The sequence below is a fragment of the Pseudobacter sp. genome, assembly GCF_051955275.1.
Classification (GTDB): Bacteria; Bacteroidota; Bacteroidia; order Chitinophagales; family Chitinophagaceae; genus Pseudobacter.
On sequence record NZ_JBQCGW010000279.1, the window covers coordinates 1 to 16570 of the forward strand.

General features: G+C 49.5%; 12 protein-coding genes. 3 read left to right on the forward strand and 9 right to left on the reverse strand.

The genetic code is table 11. The annotated features are described in order from the left end of the window. Positions 1 to 15 precede the first annotated feature (15 nt). The 3 genes from ACTHMC_RS24695 (at position 16) to ACTHMC_RS24705 (ending at position 4448) form a co-directional block, all read left to right on the forward strand. On the forward strand, positions 16 to 2397 hold the full coding sequence (locus tag ACTHMC_RS24695; RefSeq protein WP_440417352.1) for a 3-hydroxyacyl-CoA dehydrogenase/enoyl-CoA hydratase family protein: 2382 nt from the start codon (positions 16 to 18) through the stop codon (positions 2395 to 2397). A 129-nt stretch (positions 2398 to 2526) separates the two neighbouring features. Then, the gene (locus tag ACTHMC_RS24700; protein ID WP_440417354.1) at positions 2527 to 3834 is read left to right on the forward strand and encodes a hypothetical protein; all 1308 of its coding nucleotides are present in this window, start codon (positions 2527 to 2529) and stop codon (positions 3832 to 3834) included. Continuing rightward, positions 3795 to 4448: a peptidase M10 gene (locus ACTHMC_RS24705; RefSeq protein WP_440417356.1), complete on the forward strand. Its 654-nt coding sequence runs from the start codon at positions 3795 to 3797 to the stop codon at positions 4446 to 4448. Before ACTHMC_RS24700 ends, ACTHMC_RS24705 begins: the two co-directional genes overlap by 40 nt. A 688-nt stretch (positions 4449 to 5136) precedes the next feature. On the opposite strand, the gene ACTHMC_RS24710 is transcribed toward ACTHMC_RS24705, so the two are convergent. From ACTHMC_RS24710 to mraY, 9 genes are all read right to left on the reverse strand, one after another. After that, complete coding sequence (locus ACTHMC_RS24710; protein ID WP_440417357.1) at positions 5137 to 6069, reverse strand: TIGR01777 family oxidoreductase; 933 nt, start codon at positions 6067 to 6069, stop codon at positions 5137 to 5139. Between the two features lie 129 nt (positions 6070 to 6198). Beyond that, on the reverse strand, positions 6199 to 8091 hold the full coding sequence (gene ftsZ, locus ACTHMC_RS24715; protein WP_440417359.1) for a cell division protein FtsZ: 1893 nt from the start codon (positions 8089 to 8091) through the stop codon (positions 6199 to 6201). Between the two features lie 97 nt (positions 8092 to 8188). Next, positions 8189 to 9571, reverse strand: a complete 1383-nt coding sequence (ftsA, locus tag ACTHMC_RS24720) for a cell division protein FtsA (protein ID WP_440417361.1) — start codon at positions 9569 to 9571, stop codon at positions 8189 to 8191. A 45-nt stretch (positions 9572 to 9616) separates the two neighbouring features. Then, on the reverse strand, positions 9617 to 10672 hold the full coding sequence (locus ACTHMC_RS24725; protein ID WP_440417363.1) for a cell division protein FtsQ/DivIB: 1056 nt from the start codon (positions 10670 to 10672) through the stop codon (positions 9617 to 9619). Positions 10673 to 10675: 3 nt separating this feature from the next. Further along, on the reverse strand, positions 10676 to 12040 hold the full coding sequence (gene murC / locus ACTHMC_RS24730) for a UDP-N-acetylmuramate--L-alanine ligase (protein WP_440417365.1): 1365 nt from the start codon (positions 12038 to 12040) through the stop codon (positions 10676 to 10678). 14 nt (positions 12041 to 12054) lie between these two features. Continuing rightward, the gene (murG, locus tag ACTHMC_RS24735) at positions 12055 to 13179 is read right to left on the reverse strand and encodes an undecaprenyldiphospho-muramoylpentapeptide beta-N-acetylglucosaminyltransferase (RefSeq protein WP_440417366.1); all 1125 of its coding nucleotides are present in this window, start codon (positions 13177 to 13179) and stop codon (positions 12055 to 12057) included. Between the two features lie 2 nt (positions 13180 to 13181). Next, on the reverse strand, positions 13182 to 14459 hold the full coding sequence (locus ACTHMC_RS24740) for an FtsW/RodA/SpoVE family cell cycle protein (RefSeq protein WP_440417368.1): 1278 nt from the start codon (positions 14457 to 14459) through the stop codon (positions 13182 to 13184). Positions 14460 to 14471: 12 nt separating this feature from the next. Further along, on the reverse strand, positions 14472 to 15812 hold the full coding sequence (gene murD / locus ACTHMC_RS24745; RefSeq protein ID WP_440417370.1) for a UDP-N-acetylmuramoyl-L-alanine--D-glutamate ligase: 1341 nt from the start codon (positions 15810 to 15812) through the stop codon (positions 14472 to 14474). Positions 15813 to 15814: 2 nt separating this feature from the next. After that, positions 15815 to 16570: phospho-N-acetylmuramoyl-pentapeptide-transferase (gene mraY, locus ACTHMC_RS24750; protein ID WP_440417371.1), on the reverse strand; the 756-nt coding region annotated here is incomplete at its 5' end.

Sequence of the window (16570 nt, forward strand, 5' to 3'; positions counted from 1 at the left end):
AACTAATTTTTCGCTATGTCCAATCGCATCATAAGAAAGGTGGCAGTACTTGGTAGCGGGGTCATGGGATCGAGGATCGCCTGCCACTTTGCAGGCGCAGGCTTACAGGTATTGTTGTTAGACATGCTGACCAAAGGAGCAGAAGAAAGTACAAAACCCGGCGAAAGGAACAAACTGGTGAACGACGCATTGCAGGCTGCTTTGAAAAGCAATCCCTCTCCCGTTTTCACCAAAGATGTGGCCAGGCGCATCAGCACCGGCAACTTCACGGACAATATGAAGGACCTGGGCGGGTACGACTGGATCATCGAGGTTGTGGTAGAACGCCTGGACATCAAGCAGCTGATCTTCACTGAAGTGGAGAAATTCCGGAAACCCGGCACCCTCATCACTTCCAACACATCCGGCATTCCCATCCACCTGATGGCTGAAGGCCGCAGTGAAGACTTTAAAAAACATTTCTGCGGAACACACTTCTTCAATCCCCCTCGTTACCTCCGTTTACTCGAGATCATCCCCACACCTTATACTGATCCTGCAGTTGTTGATTTCCTTTTACATTATGGAGACCTGCAATTAGGCAAGACCACCGTACTGGCCAAAGACACTCCTGCTTTCATCGCCAACCGTATCGGTGTGTATGGCATCATGGCTATCTTCGGACTGGTGGAAAAGATGAAACTTAGTATCGATGAAGTGGACGCCCTCACAGGTCCCATCATCGGCCGTCCCAAATCCGCCACCTTCAGAACAGCGGATGTGGTGGGTATCGACACCCTGGTAAAAGTTGCCAAAGGCGTTGCAGACAACTGCCCCAATGATGAACAACGCGCCGCCTTCGCCATCCCCGCATGGCTGGAGAAGATGGTCACCAATAACTGGCTTGGAGACAAATCCGGTCAGGGTTTTTTCTCCAAACGGAAAGGCGCCGGCGGAGAAAAAGAAATTTATACACTCAATCTCGACAGCTTCGAATATGAGCCGCGCAAGAAACCGAAGTTCGCTACGGTGGAAGCAGCCAAACCTATCGATGACCTGAAGACCAGGCTCAAAGCTCTGGTAACAGGGATGGACAAAGCAGGCGACTTCTACAGGCATTTCCATTACGGCCTGTTCTCTTATATCTCCAACCGCATTCCCGAGATCAGCGATGATATCTATCGTGTGGACGACGCCATGATGGCGGGTTTCGGCTGGGAGATCGGTGCATTTGAAAGCTGGGATGTACTCGGCGTTGCAGGCACTGTCAAGAAAATGAAGGATGCCGGTTATTCTGTTGCCCCCTGGGTGGATGAAATGCTGGCCTCCGGTGCTTCCACTTTCTTTAAAGTGGAAAGCGGCCGCAGGCTTTATTACGATATCCCTTCTAAATCATACAAGGCATTACCCGGAGGCGAAGCCTTCCTGGTAATGAAGAATTTTGAAAACCAGACTGTCTGGAAGAACAGTTCCTGCCGTACATACCATCTCAATGATGGAGTACTCGGCCTGGAATGGAGCACCAAGATGAACAGCATCGGTGGCGAAGTACTGGAAGGCATTCAAAAGTCCATAGCACTGGCTGAATCGGGTTACAAAGGCCTGGTGATCGCCAATGACGGCCCCAACTTTAGCGCCGGCGCCAATGTTGGCATGATTTTCATGTTAGCCATAGAGCAGGAATACGATGAGCTGGATATGGCCATCCGCATGTTCCAGCAAACTATGATGAGAGCACGCTATTCAGCAGTGCCCGTAGTTATTGCACCACATGCACTTACGCTCGGAGGCGCCTGCGAACTCAGCCTGCACTCAGATAAAGTCTGTGCTTCCGCTGAAACCTATATCGGCCTCGTGGAACTGGGCGTTGGCCTCATTCCCGGCGGCGGTGGCACCAAAGAATTTGTATTGAGAGCGGCAGATGAAATGCATGAAGATGAACCGGACAGCATCACCCTGAAGAACCGGTTTCTAACCATCGCTACTGCTAAAGTGGCAACCTCGGCAGCTGAAGCATTCGACCTGGGCATCCTCCGCAAAGGGCACGACGAAGTGGTGATGAACCAGGGAAGAAGAATCGCAGAAGGAAAGAAAAGTGTTATCGAAATATACGACAGCGGTTATACCATGCCGGTACCCCGCAATGATGTGAAGGTACTGGGACGTTCCGCACTCGGCGCCCTCTACGCAGGTATCAACGGCATGTGGCGCGCAGGTTATGCTACCGATCACGATGTGACCGTAGCTAAAAAACTGGCGTACGTAATGTGCGGCGGCGACCTGAGTGAACAATCCCTGGTATCAGAGCAGTACCTGCTCGATCTGGAAAGGGAAGCCTTCCTCAGCCTTTGCGGCGAAAAGAAAACACTGGAAAGAATTCAAAGCGTTTTGAAGGGCGGAAAACCCATCCGCAACTAGGGACCAGCCCAATAAAAGACTCATGACCCACGGGGGTCGGGTCACATGAGAGAAAGCGGGGTTGTTCTGGGAGCAGAACAACCCCTTTCTATTTTCAGGATATTTCCATCAATCCATTAATTTTAGGGAATGTATAAAAGCATCTGGTTCCGCTATATCCTGATCGGCGCCTGTATCCTGCTGTTTGTTCCTGTGTTCATAGAAACACTCAATTACCTTTCCTCCAACGGGAGTACGGACCTCAAATGCAGGGCCATCGCATCACGTGTTCAGGCCGCCGGAAAAGATCCCTATTTCTATAAATGGAACCCAGCCGACAGCGAGTATCTCCTAGACCCCAACGATGATCCCGGAATAGATGTCAACGGCAACGTAGTTACACCTGCCATGCTCTGGCTCTTACTTCCCGTACACGCACTTCATTTCCAAACCACCCAGTTCGTATTTTTCACCATTCAATACCTGGCCGTGGCAGCCATCTTCTTTTTCCTCTTCCGCAATTATGGAAAATCCGCCCTCCTGCCCTTCGCCATCGTCTTCACCACCCTCATCTGTTCCAATATCTGGGTGATGCATGTGGAAAGAGGACAGGTCTATATTCTCTTTACCCTTCTCTTCACCATCATCTGGTGGCTCTATACTCTGCAGGCAACCCGTTATATTTTCCTCTCCGGCTTCCTGGCAGGGCTCACCATCTTTTTACGTCCATTCGCCCTGGTATTGGGAGCAGGTTTTGTGCTTAGCTGGAAGAAACACTGGATCTACGGCATGATCACCGGCGTCCTCTTCGGCCTCCTCATCTTTGTTGCCCCCAAACCATCCACCTGGCAGCAATACCTTTCTGCCATGACCACCTACCAGCACCTGCAGATGAATCCCGGTCCCAATGTGGTCAATCCTGTATTCCACGAGATCCCCAAAGTTGTTGAAGGCAAGAACAACTATTATATCGCTACCGAATTCCAGACGCATTCCTTCACTGGCATCAACAGGTACGCCAGCCGTTTCCATTTCCCTTATACCCCCGCCATCTCCGTAGCCTTGTATGCAATCACCTGCTTAACGCTGGCAGGCATCTTCCTCTGGCGTCAGCGCCGCAGTCCGTTCTCTATCAACCAGCTCTTCCTCTTCGGACTGCTGCTTTACTTCCTCACAGAATACATCATCATATCGCCCAGGTCTGCCTACAACGCCATTCAATGGATCTTCCCGGCATTCCTCATCATTCAGAGCCGGCTCAGCAACCCCAGACTGGTGATACTCACCACCGTCAGCCTGCTGCTCCTCAATGGCGCTATCCTCAACCACTCACGCATTGCAGGTGTGGGAGAACCGATGCTCCTTATTATCCTTTGCTATGCTACCTTTACCAGGGAACCATTAAATCCACACGCAAAATGGGAGAAGCCTCACTCGATCCTGCCAGCTCAGAGCTGACCATCAGCTCCACCATCATTATTTACGGCGATGCAGCCAACCAGGCACTCGCCCTCCAGATGGCCCATGATATTGAAACCATCTGGAATGAGCCCAGGGCCACCGTAAAGATCCAACGGCACCCCTACCTGCTCCGCTTTAAAATCGATGGCATCTTCAACCCCAACCTGAACCCAGAAGATGTATGGTACAACGATAACCCTCTTCTGAATTTCTTCCGCGTGGAAGAATACTCGGAGCGGGATATCTCTTTCGTTGATGGCCTCGGCTGCAACACCGGTTATTTCAAGCTCGCCAATCTCCAGCAGACCTCCACCACTTCCGCACACGAATACGGTCATACCATAGGGTTAGATCACCCTGACAACCTGGATATCCGGGGAAGAGGTATTCCCGGCATCATGTACCCCCGCGGCACACTCTGTGACCCGCAATACCAGTACGATCCATCCGTTGCCGCTGGCGAGAAGGGAGGGACCCTCGATCCGCAATGGCGCAAGGTGCTGGTCTCTGATGTGGAGGATCTGAAGTTGGAGAAGCTGAGGTTTAAGGATGGGAAAGCGGTGGTGGGAGAGTTTAGTAGTATTTATCATTTTAAGCATGAGAAGCCTTGATTTTTTATGGCGGCAAAGACGTATGAACGCCGGTTGGAAAACATACCCACACCTTTTCGTTCTTTAATTTTGCTTTTGTGGGGTATGTTGAGGCAGTAGGGCTATGATGAGCTTTTGGATCGTATGTTTTCAAGACCGGACTTTTCATACGCCTTTGCCTGAGCACGATAAATGTGCGACAGTTTTATGCAACACAATGATGAAACACGAACTGATAAATACTCATGTCACCAATGCTTTTACTGTAAACCTCAGCTATTGCAAACTCCCTCCTGGCATATCATTACAGCACCCTGGGCGCACATTGCACGAGGGGTAAAAAAGAAGAATGTAAAAAGAGTGCATCACTCCGCGCATACAGATCTGCGTTACCCGACTTTCCTAAACGCTGTAAAAAAACGGAAACAACATACATCCTATCACCCTAATCAGAGACAGTTATCAACTGAATAACTGAAATATTCAAGATGTACGCTAACACACTTTACTCAAGATTGGCGTACACTCAACCAAAAACTGCTGAGCCCGCGGCCCCATAGCGGAAGGGATTGACAAATCAGGCCTTCAAAACATAAGCGAAGAAGACCAACAGAATTACTGCCGCCAAATCTTCCCAAACAAAAAGCACAATAAATATTCTCCCGGTTCGGTTTGTTTTGCCGACTGATTTGTTAATCCCTGGAGCGACTTAATCCCTTGAGCGAGTGAATGACCTGAGTGCTGTTTCAATTGTGGGGTAAAGAAACTGAAACCCGTTCCGACTGATCTTTGCGCTGCTGACAGTTGCTGATTTCAGCACTTCGATGCTCATTTCACCAAGTACAATTTTGAGGAGGAAGGAAGGAACATTTACCGGAATGTAGAACTTGCCTTTCATCAGTTTGGCGAGTGTGATCACCAGGTTCTCGTTGGTGACGGGTTGCGGGGCAACGGCGTTGAAGACGCCCTGGATATTTTCATTTTCGATGGCATGGAGGTAGAGACGCGCAACATCATCGATGTGGATCCAGCTGATCACCTGACGGCCGGAGCCAAGGATACTGGCGATGCCCATTTTGATGGGCTTCTGAAAGCTGGGCAGGGCGCCACCTTCAGGGCTAAGGACGATGCCCGTGCGAAGAATGACGAGTCGTTTGCCGAGTGTGGAGACAGGCTGGATCGCCTCTTCCCATTTGCGACAGGTCTCGCCGAGATAGGCACTGTCCGCAGGATCATCTTCGGTGAACTGCGGCTTGTCTTTAGGCCGCTGTTTGTCGTCACCGTACCAGCCGACAGCAGAGGCGGAGATAACGGAGCGTACTTTATTGGGGTTGGATCGAAGGGCTTTGGTGATGAGTTCGCCGCTTTGAACGCGACTGTCGACTATTTCCTGTTTTCTCTTTTTTGACCAGCGCTTCTCTCCCACGTTGGCGCCGGCAAGATGCACGATGCAATCTGCGGCCTGGAGGGCTTTGAGATCGATACTGCCTTTGGCGGGATCCCATTCCGCATAGGACACAGCTCCTTCGGCGGGTTTGGCCTTGCGGGTAAGAATGATCACCTGGTTGCCTTTGGCTACGAGCAATTTTGTGAGTGCAGAACCCACGAGACCCGTTCCGCCGGTAATGAGTATTGTTTGCATAAACAGGAGTTTGCGCCTTTACAAATTTAGTCAAAAAAAATCCCTCCCGAGGAATCAGGAGGGAAACAACTAAAAACAACAATCGCTGTATTTTAATAGACTTAATACAGGAAAGAGATGAACGATGTATCAATCAGGTTTCTCACCATCTAAAAACGTGTTGATGGTAGAGATACTTGTTTTATTATTCTCATCATTTTTTACTTCGTAATTACTGTAGAAATTCTCAACACTGCTGATGGTGTTGTACAGTTCAAGATTGCGGCGGATGTAAGCCGGCACAGTTTCAAACTCATTGTTAGGATCCGCGCCATTGATATTGAAACTCAGATTACGTAATTTCTGAATCCGCTCTGCTGCGCGTCGTTTTTGTTCGTCTGCTTCGTCCTGCATCGCAGGTTCCTCAACAGATGATGCCGTAACAACTGGAGGAGTCTGGTAGGCCCCAGGCACATCCGCCGCTGGAATATCCTCGCGGAACACCAACTGCATGTCATTGGGATCTTCTTCCCTGACGGTCTTTACAGTTGATTGGTTCTGCACGGGTTGATTCACAGGCGTTGTTTGTTTGGAATCTTCAAATGCGGAATCTGCATAAATATTGGACGGTCTTGCGAGAAATCCACCTGTATTCTGAGTAGCAGCAGCACTGCTAGCATTCGGCTGCTGGTTAACAGGTTGTGCAGGAGTGGAAGGTTGCGAAAGTACCCATTCGATCCTTTCGGGCTCAGCATTTTTATCCACGGTATTTTTACCAGTCTCATCACTCGTAAAAAGCACAAGTGGTGCGGAGGGAGCCGGACTATCCAGATCAACCAGCTTTGGCTGCAGTTCTTCCTTGATGGAAGGCGCTGCTTCTGCTACCATCTGGGGCGCTACAGGAGGTTCTTCCCTCTTGGGCATGATCACAGAAGGCCTGGTACTGGCAGATGCCTGGGGCTGTTCCTGCTGCGTTGCAGCGGGAGGAGCAGACTTCACAGGTTCAGGCTGCTGGCTCAGATTGAAGAGGATCTTCTCTTCTTTCTTAGGCTGTGCAGCTTTTTTGGTGAACGGATCAGTATACTCGAAACCAGTAGCAATCAGTGTGATGCCGATCTGGTCTCCCAGTGAATTATCGTAACCCAATCCCAGGATCACATCGGTTCCTTCACCAGCCTGGCTCAACAGGTAGTTCTGGATGGTATCAACCTCATCCATGGTGAATTCATGATCACCTTCGGCAGAGTTGATATTGATGAGGATCCATTTGGCTCCGCTGATATCGTTGTCGTTCAGCAGCGGAGAGTTGAGTGCCTCTTCGATAGCGCGCTGTGCACGGTCTTCACCGGCAACAGATGCATTGCCAAGGATGGCAACACCACCATTGCGCATTACTGTACATACATCCGCAAAGTCAACGTTGATCTGACCGGTGCTGTTGATCACATCCGTGATACATTTTGCAGCAGTGGCCAGTACGTTGTCAGCCTTTGCAAAGGCTTCCTTCATCTTCAGGTTACCGAACTGATGGCGCAGCTTGTCGTTGCTGATCACCAGCAGGGTGTCTACATATTGTTTCAGTGACTTGATACCTTCATCAGACTGGATCTGGCGTTTCTTTCCTTCATAAGTGAAAGGAGTAGTAACGATGCCCACAGTGAGGATACCCAGGTCTTTACAGATCTTGGAGATGATGGGAGCGCCACCGGTTCCGGTGCCACCGCCCATACCAGCTGTGATGAACGCCATCTTGGTGTTCACTTCCAGGATGCGTTTGATCTCTTCCAGGCTCTCTTCAGTAGCCTGGCGGCCAATGTCCGGATTGGCGCCGGCGCCGAGCCCCTGTGTAAGGTGCGGTCCCAGTTGTACTTTATTGGGCACTTTGCTTTGCGCAATGGCCTGAGCATCGGTATTGCAGATGATGAAATTCACACCCTCAATCTGCTGCTCATACATGTGATTAACGGCATTGCTGCCGCCACCACCCACACCAATCACTTTGATGATGGATGATTTCTCTTTCGGTAAATCAAAATGAATCATAGCTTTCGTTTTTTGTCTCACCAGGCCTAATCTCACCTGAAAGCCCATCCGGAGACAGTTTCTAATAATGGGTTAGTAATAATCGATGGGCTCAGGGTTAGAGAGCGTGATCTTCTTCCTCTTTGAACAAATCGATGATTCCATCTTTGAATTTGCCCCAGAAATCTTTGATCCCTTTACGATTCTTTACCTTTTCGGATTGCTCCGTTATTGCTGCAATTTCTTCTGTTTTATCCTCGATCACAGTTGTCTTCTTCAGTGTTTCAGGAATCTCAACTTTCCTGAACTGATGTTCGAACTGTTTACGGTTATTCTCGTAATCGCTGTATCCTTTCAGGATAAGACCGATACAGGTTGAATAAGTTGGCCTGGCCAGCTCTTCAATATGACCTGCAGCCAGGTGTTCGGTTGGGAAACCGATACGGCAGTTCAGTCCGGTTACATATTCAGTCAGCTGGATCAGGTGACGCAGTTGCGCACCACCACCGGTAAGTACGATACCGCCATTGAGTGTACGGTTATCGAGACCAACCTGTTTCAGGTGGTAAGTAACAAAGTCCATGATCTCATTCATACGCGCCTGGATGATATTGGCCAGGTTCTTCACGCTGATCTCTTTGGCAGGCATGCCGCGGAGGCCGGGAATGGTGATGAATGCATTTCCCTTTGCTTCGTTGGCGAGGGCAGACCCGAACTGTACTTTCATTTGCTCAGCCTGCGTTTTCAGTACACCCAGACCGGTCTTGATATCGTTGGTGATATTCTCACCACCGAAAGGAATAACGGCAGTATGTTTCAGGATACCTTCATAGAACACGGCGAGGTCAGTAGTACCACCACCAATGTCAACAATGGCAACACCTGCTTCCAGGTCTTCATGCCCCATCACGGCCGCAGCAGAAGCCAGCGGTTGCAGTACCAGGTCCTTAGTGTGCAGTCCGCTTTTCTCAACAGCGCGGTTGATATTTCGGATGGCATTCTTGTCGCCTGTAATGATATGGAAGTTGGCTCCGATCTTCACACCACCATAACCAATGGGGTTAGGGATGTTCTGAAAGTTGTCAACAGTAAATTCCTGCGGGATCACATCGATGATCTGGTCACCGGCAGGGATATAGGTTTTGTACTGGTCAGCGATCAGCTGGTCGATCTCACGGTGGGTGATCTCCTCTTCGGTATGCTGGCGCACAATGTCACCGCGGGTTTGAAGGCTCTTGATATGATGGCCTGCAATACCTACGTACACCTCGTTGATCTCGAGATTAGGATTGGATGCATAGCAGTTATCAAGCGCCATGCGGATGGCCTTGATGGTTTCGTCGATATTCAAAACCTGACCATGCTTTACCCCGTTGGAGTTAGCACGACCAAACCCAATGATCTCCAGTTTCCCGTACTCGTTCTTTCTACCCGCAATCGCTGCAATCTTCGTGGTGCCGATGTCCAGCCCCACGATGATGGGTTGTTGCTCATTGTTCATAATCTATCCTGTTTTTAGTTGTTGTATTGTGATTAGTGTTGTTTGTTATTGCTTAATGGGATTTCGTTTGGGCATTACCGCTTTGGGTCTGTTGTCCGTTGAGGTAGCCTGATTTTTCAACGGTTTAGCCGGGGTTTCATAGGACTGGCTTTTCGCAGGTGGATTTTTCTTACCTCCGGAATTCGGTTTCCGGTTCGTAGCAGGTCTGGGATCTATGGGTGGTTTTTCGGTGTTTGCTGTGTTGACCCTGGCGGCTGATAAGGTACTGGTGCTTCTGCTGAAGGCACTGTCTCTCACCGGCGCAGGCAGATGGATGGGTGCAGCATGTCCTCCTTTCACTCCTATCACCTGACGGTTGTACTGCACATTGATCCTGCTGTATGTGTCCATCCCTGTTTTGCTGAGTACATCTTTGTAGAAGATCAGCAGCCTGCGGAATTTCTTTTCATAATCCTGACCGTTGCCGAATTCTATCACATGACGCCCGATAGTGGGGATCATTTCAAACTTCCTGTCAGGCATGATGTCCACCTGGGCAATCTGCGCCATCCACAAAGGATCTTTGGCCATATACAGGCTCATGGCTTTGATATCCGCCATCAGCGCGCTGTCTGCAGATCCCAATCGTTCTTTATCTGTAGGGAAGCTGGTGAAAACAGGCAGCCTGGCAGAAACCTTCGCGGAAAGCGGAAGCCGTTGTAATGCCGTATCGATGTAAAAACTATTGCCTGTTACCGTGAAGATCCGCGCTATGGGTTTTGCTTCTGTGATAGTAACACGCAATACTTCGTTATTGTCAAAGAACAATTGTGCATCGCGGATCCAGGGGCTCTTCTCCAGTTTTTCCTCCATCACACGCAGGTCGAATGATTTGAGGGAACGTCCCCTGATCACTTTGGCCCCGTCGTTGGAGAGCACCGCCAGTACATCTTTCTTATCAATGAACCAGTTATCACTGCCTCCTGCGATATCGATATCATAACCCCTGCAGGTTTTTTCTCTCTGTTTATTCATGGCCTGTACAGTAAATACCAGCACCACTGTGCCGATAGTGGCCCAGAGGATGAACAGCAGTATTTTCTTTGTACTTAGCTTAGCCATGGTTTATTTCTCCAGTATGGTTTTGATGGGTTGCAGCAGGGTATCTATATCACCTGCTCCGGCCGTGATCAGTAACCAGTTCTCTTTCTTTTGTTCTTTTAGATATTCCAGCACGGCTGGTTTATCTAAGATCTGTTTTTTTGCGATCGACATCTGATCCAGGATCATATTACTGGTAACACCCTCTATCGGCAACTCTCTTGCAGGATAGATCGGCAGCAGTACAACTTCATCCGCCAGATCGAGGCTCGCTGCAAATTCCTTTGCAAAGTCGCGGGTGCGGGTGAAAAGATGCGGCTGGAAGATGACCGTGCATTGCTTGTCGGGGAACAGCTTTCTTGCTCCGCCGATCAGCGCGCGCAGTTCTTCCGGGTGATGCGCATAATCATCCACAAACACCAGTGAAGGTGTTTTGATCATATACTCGAAGCGGCGCTTCACTCCTCTGAAATCAGCCACAGCCGCTTTGATCCTGTCGTCAGCAATACCCAGGTGATGAGCTATCATGATGGCTGCGATCACATTCTCGATATTGTGCAGACCTCCCATGTTCAGGTTCACATCGTTCAAACTCCACAGTCTGGTCACTACATTGAAATGGTAGCTTCCATTTTCCATGCGGATATCTTCCGCATGAACATCGGCTCCTTTATCCTGCAGGCTGTAAGTCAGCTGGTGCGTGCTTTCCAGGGCAGCCCCTCTGGAGAGCCCGTGTTTGCTGATCATCCAACCACCGCGTTTCACTCTTCTCGAAAAATCTATATAAGCATCTTCCATCGCTTCCGGCGTACCGTATATATCCAGGTGATCTGCATCCATGGCCGTGATCACGGCAATATCCGGACTGAGGCGAAGAAAGCTTCTGTCATATTCGTCGGCTTCCACTACACAAACATTACGGGCATCGCTCCAGTAATTACTGTTATAATTGACTGCCACGCCGCCGAGGAAGGCATTGCAACCGTAACCGGTATGGCGGAGCAGGTGCGCTATCATGGTGGTGATAGTGGTTTTACCGTGCGTGCCTGCCACGCAGATATTAAAGGAACCTTCTGTGATCACACCCAACACTTCACTGCGTTTGAGCAGGGGAAAATGATTGTTGCGATAGAAGTTCAGTTCACTGTGGTCCTTTGGTATGGCGGGCGTGAACACCACCAGGTCCGCATCTTTGGGCGCCAGTTCCAGGTTATCATCATAGTGCACGGGAATGCCTTCTTCTACCAGCTGTTTGGTGAGCACGGTTTCCGTTTTATCGTAGCCGCTCACTGTACGGCCGTGGAATTTGAAATAACGCGCAATAGCGCTCATTCCGATCCCTCCGATCCCGATGAAATACACTTTTTTGATGTCGTCCAGTTGAACCATATCCTGTGTGGCCGCTATTGTGCTGCCTGCTTGATTACTTTTATAATTTCAGACGCGATCTGCTGATCGGCATCCGTCACCGCCAGTTTTCCGATGTTCTGTTGCAACTCCCGCTGCTGTTCCTGATTCTTTGACAAGGCGATCACGGTAGCAACCAGTTTCTCTTTCGCCTCACTGTCCTTGATCATGATACCTGCCTGTTTCTCCACCAGGTGAACCGCATTCACCGTCTGATGATCTTCTGCCGCAAACGGATAAGGAACAAATACCACCGGCTTTTTCACCACACATAATTCTGCAATGGCCATAGCACCTGCCCTTGAGATCACGATGTCTGCTGCTGCATAAGCATTCTCCATTTTGGTGATGAAAGCGTCCGTCCACACATTGCTGAATCCTTTCACGCGGGCTGAAGCTGTTGCTGCGTAAGGCTTTCCGGTTTGCCAGATAAGCTGTACACCGTTCTGTGCAAATGCTTCCAGTTCTGCATCGATGGCTTCGTTGATCCCTTTGGCACCCAGACTGCCACCTGTTACCAGTACGGTTTCTTTGGCAGGATCCAGTCCGAAGCTCATGCTGGCTTCGTGCCTGTTCACATGCATCTTTGCGATGGCTTCGCGAACAGGGTTTCCGGTGATCTGCAATTTTGCTGCCGGAAAGAATTTTTCCATTCCATCACTCGCAACAAAAATTTTCGTTGCTTTTTTTCCCAGCATCATATTACTCTTACCAGCAAACGAATTCGATTCGTGAATGAAACTGGGGATACCTTTTGCCTGTGCATATTTCAACACAGGGAAGGTGGAGTATCCACCAACACCTACCACAGCAGCTGGTTTGAATGCATTTACGATCCTGCGTACCTGGAAAAAGCTCTTGATGAGCTTGAACGGCAACCCTATATTCTTTAACAAAGAACTTCTGTTGAACCCTGCAATATCGATCCCCTCTATCTTGTAACCGGCCTGCGGTACTTTCTCCATTTCCATTTTTCCCTTTGCGCCAATGAACAGTATCTCAATGGAGGGATCTGTTTTCCTCAGTGCATTGGCAATGGCAATGGCCGGGAAGATATGCCCACCGGTGCCTCCGCCTGCAATGATGATCCTTGTGCCGCTATGTTGATTGCCTGTGCTCATTTTTATTTCTGTGCATTTGCTTCAGGTACCGGTTCCTTTCCTTCCAACTGCTCCACATTGCGGGCCACACTGAGAATGATGCCGATAGCCAGACAGGTGAAGAGGAACGAACTTCCTCCCATACTCACCAGCGGCAGCGTTACTCCCGTTACCGGGAAGAGGTTCACTGTTACCGCCATATTTATCAGGGCCTGTATCACCAATGTGAAACTCAGACCCAATGCAAGGAATGCCCCGAATGCATATGGACATTTCCTGAAGATCCGGATACACCTGTACAAAAAGATCAGGTATATCAATATGATGAATGCACCTCCTATGATTCCATACTCTTCTATGATGATAGCATAAATGAAATCAGAATAAGGGTGCGGCAAAAAATTTCTCGTTTCGCTGTTACCGGGTCCCAGTCCCAGCATACCGCCTTTACTGATGGCGATCTTTGACTGGTTCACCTGGTAGTTCTTGTCTTTATTGGCTTCCACATCCCTGCTGCCATACACGAAACTCTGAACACGGCTGATCCAGGTTGGGAAGCGGCCTACAGAAAGGATCGCAGGAAGGTCTTTGGTTTTTCCTTCTTCCTTATCATAGGTGGCCATTGCGATGCTTACCAGTATCACCACCGGAATGGCACCAATACCGATGGTCATCAGCATATGTTTGGCGCTGGCTCTTCCGATGAACAGCAGCAGCATACTGGTGGCAAATACCAGGAGCGCTGTTGAAAGGTTTGCCGGAGCTATCAATGCACAAATGATCACTACCGGGGTGATCACAGGAATGAATCCCTTTCTGAAATCCTTTATCACATCCTGCTTCTTGCTCAGCAGCCGCCCGAGATACATGAACAGGGCCAGCTTTGCCAGATCCGAGGTCTGGAATGTGAGGTTGATGATCGGCAACCTGATCCACCTGGTTCCCTGGTTCAGGCTCACTCCGAATGCCAGGGTATAGATGAGCAGGGGGATGGATATCAGGAAGAGGATCCTCGCCACTCTCGCATAGATGGTATAGTTCACCCGGTGCGAGAAGTAGATCACCGCCATGCCGATGGCAATGAAGGCGATCTGTTTGAACAGGTAGATCTCAGTGTTCCCTTTGTTGTAGCGGTAAGCCAGCAAACCGGTGGAACTGTATACTACCAGTACTGATACCAATGCCAATAGCAGCACCGCAGCCCAGATGACTTTATCGCCCCTGGTCCTGGACCATAACCTGTTTCCCATTTTATTGGGACTGGTCAGCTCATCAAATCCGATATCTCCGCTATTGTTCATTATGATTGATTATTACAACTCTCTTACTGCATCCTTGAACTGGTTGCCGCGATCTTCATAGTTCTTGAAGAGATCGAAGCTGGCGCAGGCCGGGCTGAGCAATACCACATCACCTTTGCTGGCGAGATGGAAGGCTGCATGAACGGCTTCACGCGCAGTGGATGTATTCACGATAACAGGCACATCAGTCTGGAAAGCCTCGTGGATCTTGCGATTGTCTGTGCCCATGCACACGATCGCTTTCACCTTTTCTTTCACCAGGTCCGTCATGCTGCTGTAATCGTTTCCTTTATCAACACCGCCCAGGATGAGGATGGTTGGTTTGTCCATACTCTCCAGTGCGAACCAGGTACTATTCACATTGGTGGCCTTGCTGTCGTTGACAAAGTCAACGCCGCGCACGGTGCTCACAAACTCCATACGATGCTCCAGGCTCTCGAAAGTCTGTACCGCATCCCTGATCTTCTCTTTCCGGATGCCGAGTACGGCGCCCGCAATACCTGCAGCCATGGTGTTGTATTGATTGTGCTTGCCTTTGAGGGTAAAATCATAAACGCTCATGTCCATTCTCTCATCGCGTACAGCTACAGTCATCTGGCCGTTTTTGATATGCCCGCCTTGATTTGGCTCTCTGTTCATAGTAAATGGTAATAGGTTAGATTTGATAGCGAACCGTCCGATATTTTCCATCGTAACAGGATCGTCTTCGCAATAGATAAAATAATCAGCAGCAGTCTGGTTTTCGACGATCCTGAACTTGCTGTTTATATAATTCTCGAATTTGTACTCGTACCTGTCCAGATGGTCTTCCGTGATATTGGTCAGGATGGCCACATCTGGTCTGAACTCATGGATATCATCCAGCTGAAAGCTGCTGATCTCTGCCACATAGAGTTCCTTAGGATCAAGCGCCACCTGCTTTGCAAAGGAGAAACCGATATTCCCTACCAGCGCAGCATCCAGCCCTGCAGTTTTGCAGATATGGTACGTGAGCGAAGTAACGGTGGTCTTTCCATTGGCACCGGTGATGCCTACAATACGGCTGTTCCCCTTGTAGCGGTAAGCCAGTTCGATCTCACTGATAATGCGGATACCTTTCTTCCTGATCTTCTTCACCAGTTCATTCTTTTCAGGAATGCCCGGGCTCTTCATCACTTCATCCGCCTGCAGAATGGTTTCTTCGGAATGGCCGCCGGACTCATAGATTATGCCATGCTCTTCCAGCTCTCTCCTGTATTTACCGGCAATGGCGCCGGCATCTGAAAGGAACACATCGTATCCCTTCTGCTTACCGAGGATAGCTGCACCCACGCCGCTTTCCCCCCCACCTAATATGATCAATCGTTTTGCCATTCTTACCTGATCTTCATTGTCACTACAGAGAATACCACACATAAGATCGTTACGATCCAGAACCTTGTCACGATCTTGGACTCATGATACCCCAGCTTCTGATAATGATGATGCAGCGGGCTCATGAGGAAGATCCTTCTTCCTTCTCCGTATTTCTTTTTAGTATACTTGAACCAGCTCACCTGCAGCGTTACACTCAGTACTTCCACCAGGAACACGCCGCAGAAGATGGGGATCAATAATTCTTTTCTTACTATGATGGCCAGCGCTGCGATGATGCCACCGAGTGTGAGGCTACCGGTATCTCCCATGAATACCTGCGCGGGATAAGCATTGTACCAGAGAAAACCAACACAGGCCCCGATGAGCGCACCGATAAAGATGCTGAGCTCGCCAAGGTTAGGGATGTACATGATGTTCAGGTATTCCGCAAACCGGAGGTTGCCGCTGGCATATGCGAAGATGCCGAGACAGGCCCCGATGATAGCGCTGGTGCCGGTTGCCAGGCCATCCAGACCATCAGTGATATTGGCGCCATTGGATACCGCCGTTACAATGAAGATCACGATGCCGATGTACAGCAGCCAGGTGAAACCACGCAGCGCTTCGGGCAACAGTTTGGAATAATTGAACTCATGACTTTTCACGAAAGGAATGGTTGTGATAGGCGCATCCGCTTCCACGAAATATTTTGTTTTACCGTCGAATGTTCTTTTGATGATGGTAGTGTCATCGGCTCTTACCGGTCCGGTATAATC

What these genes read in the sequence shown, in the direction of transcription:
- ACTHMC_RS24695 (WP_440417352.1), top strand. Translation starts at nt 16, where the DNA reads ATGTCCAATCGCATCATAAGAAAGGTGGCAGTACTTGGTAGCGGGGTC.
- ACTHMC_RS24700 (WP_440417354.1), top strand. Translation starts at nt 2,527, where the DNA reads ATGTATAAAAGCATCTGGTTCCGCTATATCCTGATCGGCGCCTGTATC.
- ACTHMC_RS24705 (WP_440417356.1), top strand. Translation starts at nt 3,795, where the DNA reads ATGGGAGAAGCCTCACTCGATCCTGCCAGCTCAGAGCTGACCATCAGC.
- ACTHMC_RS24710 (WP_440417357.1), bottom strand. Translation starts at nt 6,069, where the DNA reads ATGCAAACAATACTCATTACCGGCGGAACGGGTCTCGTGGGTTCTGCA.
- ftsZ (WP_440417359.1), bottom strand. Translation starts at nt 8,091, where the DNA reads ATGATTCATTTTGATTTACCGAAAGAGAAATCATCCATCATCAAAGTG.
- ftsA (WP_440417361.1), bottom strand. Translation starts at nt 9,571, where the DNA reads ATGAACAATGAGCAACAACCCATCATCGTGGGGCTGGACATCGGCACC.
- ACTHMC_RS24725 (WP_440417363.1), bottom strand. Translation starts at nt 10,672, where the DNA reads ATGGCTAAGCTAAGTACAAAGAAAATACTGCTGTTCATCCTCTGGGCC.
- murC (WP_440417365.1), bottom strand. Translation starts at nt 12,040, where the DNA reads ATGGTTCAACTGGACGACATCAAAAAAGTGTATTTCATCGGGATCGGA.
- murG (WP_440417366.1), bottom strand. Translation starts at nt 13,179, where the DNA reads ATGAGCACAGGCAATCAACATAGCGGCACAAGGATCATCATTGCAGGC.
- ACTHMC_RS24740 (WP_440417368.1), bottom strand. Translation starts at nt 14,459, where the DNA reads ATGAACAATAGCGGAGATATCGGATTTGATGAGCTGACCAGTCCCAAT.
- murD (WP_440417370.1), bottom strand. Translation starts at nt 15,812, where the DNA reads ATGGCAAAACGATTGATCATATTAGGTGGGGGGGAAAGCGGCGTGGGT.